This is a genomic window from Variovorax sp. 01T439_2 (assembly GCF_056398445.1).
The window spans coordinates 1-3112 of record NZ_JBFTPJ010000704.1; the positions used below are offsets into that span (position 1 = coordinate 1).

General features: G+C 65.6%; 6 protein-coding genes. 5 read left to right on the forward strand and 1 reads right to left on the reverse strand.

The window, feature by feature from the left end; genetic code table 11:
* The coding region (locus AC1DOC_RS26255; RefSeq protein WP_478130800.1) for a DEAD/DEAH box helicase at positions 1-933 on the reverse strand (933 nt) is incomplete at its 3' end.
* A gap of 64 nt (positions 934-997) precedes the next feature.
* Here AC1DOC_RS26255 and AC1DOC_RS26260 point away from each other — a divergent pair.
* From AC1DOC_RS26260 to AC1DOC_RS26280, 5 genes are all read left to right on the forward strand, one after another.
* A complete protein-coding gene (locus AC1DOC_RS26260; protein ID WP_478081093.1) occupies positions 998-1372 on the forward strand; it encodes a translation initiation factor Sui1 in 375 nt (124 codons plus the stop codon).
* A 5-nt stretch (positions 1373-1377) separates the two neighbouring features.
* A complete protein-coding gene (locus tag AC1DOC_RS26265) occupies positions 1378-1611 on the forward strand; it encodes a DUF3820 family protein (protein WP_012745483.1) in 234 nt (77 codons plus the stop codon).
* Positions 1612-1792: 181 nt separating this feature from the next.
* A complete protein-coding gene (locus AC1DOC_RS26270; RefSeq protein ID WP_192323417.1) occupies positions 1793-2203 on the forward strand; it encodes an RNA recognition motif domain-containing protein in 411 nt (136 codons plus the stop codon).
* Between the two features lie 184 nt (positions 2204-2387).
* Positions 2388-2876, forward strand: a complete 489-nt coding sequence (locus AC1DOC_RS26275; RefSeq protein WP_012745481.1) for a tripartite tricarboxylate transporter TctB family protein — start codon at positions 2388-2390, stop codon at positions 2874-2876.
* 12 nt (positions 2877-2888) lie between these two features.
* On the forward strand, positions 2889-3112 hold a 224-nt coding region (locus AC1DOC_RS26280), incomplete at its 3' end, for a tripartite tricarboxylate transporter permease (RefSeq protein WP_478084399.1).

Genomic DNA, 3112 nt, shown 5'->3' on the forward strand with positions numbered 1-3112 from the left:
CAGGAAGTTCGCGAGCAGTTCCACCGGCAGCGGAAAGACGATGGTGGTGTTCTTGTCCGCACCGATCACCGTCAGCGTTTCCAGGTAGCGCAGCTGGATTGCCTGCGGCTCCTGCGCCAGCACGCGCGCGGCCTGGAACAGCTTCTCGGCCACGGTCTGCGCCGCGTGCTGGGTGGCGACGAAGACCAGCACGCGGTCCCACTCGTTTTCCTTCAGCAGGTGGCGCAGCAGCTGCGTGCGGCGATTCGCGTCGACCTCGATCACGCGCTGCACGATGGCGGGCTCGGTGCCGGGCTCGCCCTGCACGTCGATCACCGCGGGGTTTTGCAGCGTGCCGTCGGCCAGCGCCTGGATGGCGGGCGGGAAGGTGGCCGAGAACAGCAGGTTCTGGCGCTGCGCCGGCAGCAGCGCGAGGATGCGGCCCAGCTCCTCGGCAAAGCCGAGGTCGAACAGGCGGTCGGCCTCGTCGAGCACCAGCATGGACACGGCGCCGAGCTTCAGCGCGTTGTGCTCCACCAGGTCGAGCAGTCGGCCCGGCGTGGCCACCATGATGTCGGCGCCGCCGCGCAGGCTCATCATCTGCGGGTTGATCGACACGCCGCCGAAGGCGATCGCGATCTTGAGCCGCTCGGGCAGGTGCTGCGCGAGGCTGCGCAGGGTCTCGCCGACCTGGGCCGCGAGTTCGCGCGTGGGCACGAGCACCAGCGCGCGCATGCGCCGCGGCGCCTGTGCCGGTTCGGCAGCCAGGCGCTGCAGCAGCGGGAGGGAAAATGCGGCGGTCTTGCCGGAACCGGTCTGCGCCGAGCCCCGCACGTCGCGGCCTTGCAGAATGGCGGGAATGGCCGCAGCCTGGATGGCGGTCGGCGCGGCGTAGCCGCTTTCGGCGGCAGCCTGCACGAGCGCGGGGGCCAGGCCCAGTGAGTCGAATGGCATGTGAGCAGACAGAGGGATGAACCGGGGACAGTGAAGAAGTGAAGAAGACGAAGAGATCGATCGAATGGCAACGATGAAAAGCAATCCGGCCAGCGCCCTGGTGTACTCCACCGAGGCGGGCGGCCGCATGTGCCCCGATTGCGGCGGGCCGATGGCGCAGTGCCGCTGCAAGCAGATCAAGGCGCGCGCGCCGGCCACCGACGGCATTGTGCGTGTATCGCACGAAACCAAGGGCCGCAAGGGCAAGGGCGTGACCGTGGTCAAGGGCCTGGCGCTCGATGCGGCGGCGCTCGCGGCGCTGGGCAAGCAGCTCAAGACGGCCTGCGGCTCGGGCGGCACGGTGAAGGACGGCCTGATCGAAATCCAGGGCGACCACCGCGAGCTGGTGATCGCCGCGCTCTCGAAGCAGGGCCACACCGTCAAGCGCGCAGGAGGCTGAATTCAATGAAACCCGAAGACCTGCAGCGCCTCGTCACGCTCGAAATGCCCTTTGGCAAGCACAAGGGCACGCTGATTGCCGATTTGCCCGGAAATTACCTGAATTGGTTCGCACGCGAGGGTTTTCCCTCGGGCGAAATTGGCCGGCTGCTTCATTTGATGCATGAAATAGACCACAACGGCCTCTCCGGCCTGCTGCAACCGTTGCGAAACCGCCCGTCAGGACGTGATGTTTCGTAATAAGCGCGGATTTTGATACGCTTTTTCCGGAACGGCTTGATAATCCGGCCTACGTGTCTGTGAGCTTGTCTCCCGTGCACGTAATTCGGTGATCGGTCAGTTTCGCGCCACAGCGCATTTGTTTGTTGTGATTCTGGGACTCCATCGCTTTGTCTTGTTGGTTTGAATTAGGAGTCCCTCAATGGGCAAGAAACTCTACGTAGGCAACCTCGCCTACTCTGTGCGTGACAACGACCTGGAACAGGCTTTCGGCGAGTTCGGCTCGATCGTCAGCGCCAAGGTCATGATGGAACGCGACACCGGCCGCTCCAAGGGCTTCGGTTTCGTGGAAATGGGCACCGACGCTGAAGCGCTGGCTGCCGTCGAAGCCATGAATGGCCACTCGCTCCAGGGCCGCGCCCTGACCGTGAACGAAGCACGTCCGATGGAAGCTCGTCCCCCCCGTACCGGTGGTGGCGGCGGCTACGGCGGCGGCGGCGGTGGTGGTTACGGCGGTGGTGGTGGCGGCGGCGGCTACGGTGGTGGCGGCGGTGGCCGCAGCGGTGGTGGCGGCGGCTACGGCGGCGGCGGCGGTGGTCGCGGCGGCTACTAAGCCCTCCCCCCGAGACCTCGCTCTCAAGTAAAAAAAAGCTCCTTCGGGAGCTTTTTTCGTTTCCGCACCGCTCCTCTTTCCAGAGCGGGAGAACCCTCGTACGCATTAGTCCCTACCGCGCAGGTCAGCCAGCGGTCAGCCGCGGGCGACGACCCTCACCCCTCCAATCAAGAGGGTCGAGACAATGCGCATCAAGAGTCAGGCTGACTTCTTTTCAGGAGTCATGTTCACAGCCGTGGGGGGCGCCTTCGGCATCGGCGCCACCACCTACAACATCGGCGACGGTGCCCGCATGGGGCCCGGTTACTTCCCGCTCATGCTGGGCATCCTGCTGGCCATCCTGGGCGCATTCATCATGTTCCAGGCGCTGGTGGTCGAAACCGCCGACGGCGACAAGATCGGCAAGTGGGCCTGGAAGCCGCTGGCCTTCGTGCTCGGCGCCAACCTCGCGTTCGGCGTGCTGCTGGGGGGCCTGCCGAGCATCGGCCTGCCCGCCATGGGAATGATCGTCGCGATCTACGCGCTCACCATCATCTCGAGCATGGCCGGCGAACATTTCAAGCTGCGCGACGTGCTGGTGCTGTCCACCATCCTGGCGGCCGGCAGCTACGTGGCCTTCATCTGGGCGCTCAAGCTCCAGATCCAGGTCTGGCCCACTTTCATTTCGGGCTGAGGAGCACGCACCATGGACCTGATCCACAACCTTTCCATCGGTTTCGGCGTTGCCTTCACCTTCACCAACCTGCTGTACTGCCTGCTGGGCTGCATCCTGGGCACCCTGATCGGCGTGCTGCCGGGCATCGGCCCGGTCGCGACCATCGCGATGCTGCTGCCCGCCACCTACGCGCTGCCGCCCGTGTCGGCGCTGATCATGCTGGCCGGCATCTACTACGGCGCGCAGTACGGCGG

Coding starts and splice junctions, on each gene's coding strand:
- AC1DOC_RS26260 (WP_478081093.1), top strand. CDS start 998: ATGGCAACGATGAAAAGCAATCCGGCCAGCGCCCTGGTGTACTCCACC.
- AC1DOC_RS26265 (WP_012745483.1), top strand. CDS start 1,378: ATGAAACCCGAAGACCTGCAGCGCCTCGTCACGCTCGAAATGCCCTTT.
- AC1DOC_RS26270 (WP_192323417.1), top strand. CDS start 1,793: ATGGGCAAGAAACTCTACGTAGGCAACCTCGCCTACTCTGTGCGTGAC.
- AC1DOC_RS26275 (WP_012745481.1), top strand. CDS start 2,388: ATGCGCATCAAGAGTCAGGCTGACTTCTTTTCAGGAGTCATGTTCACA.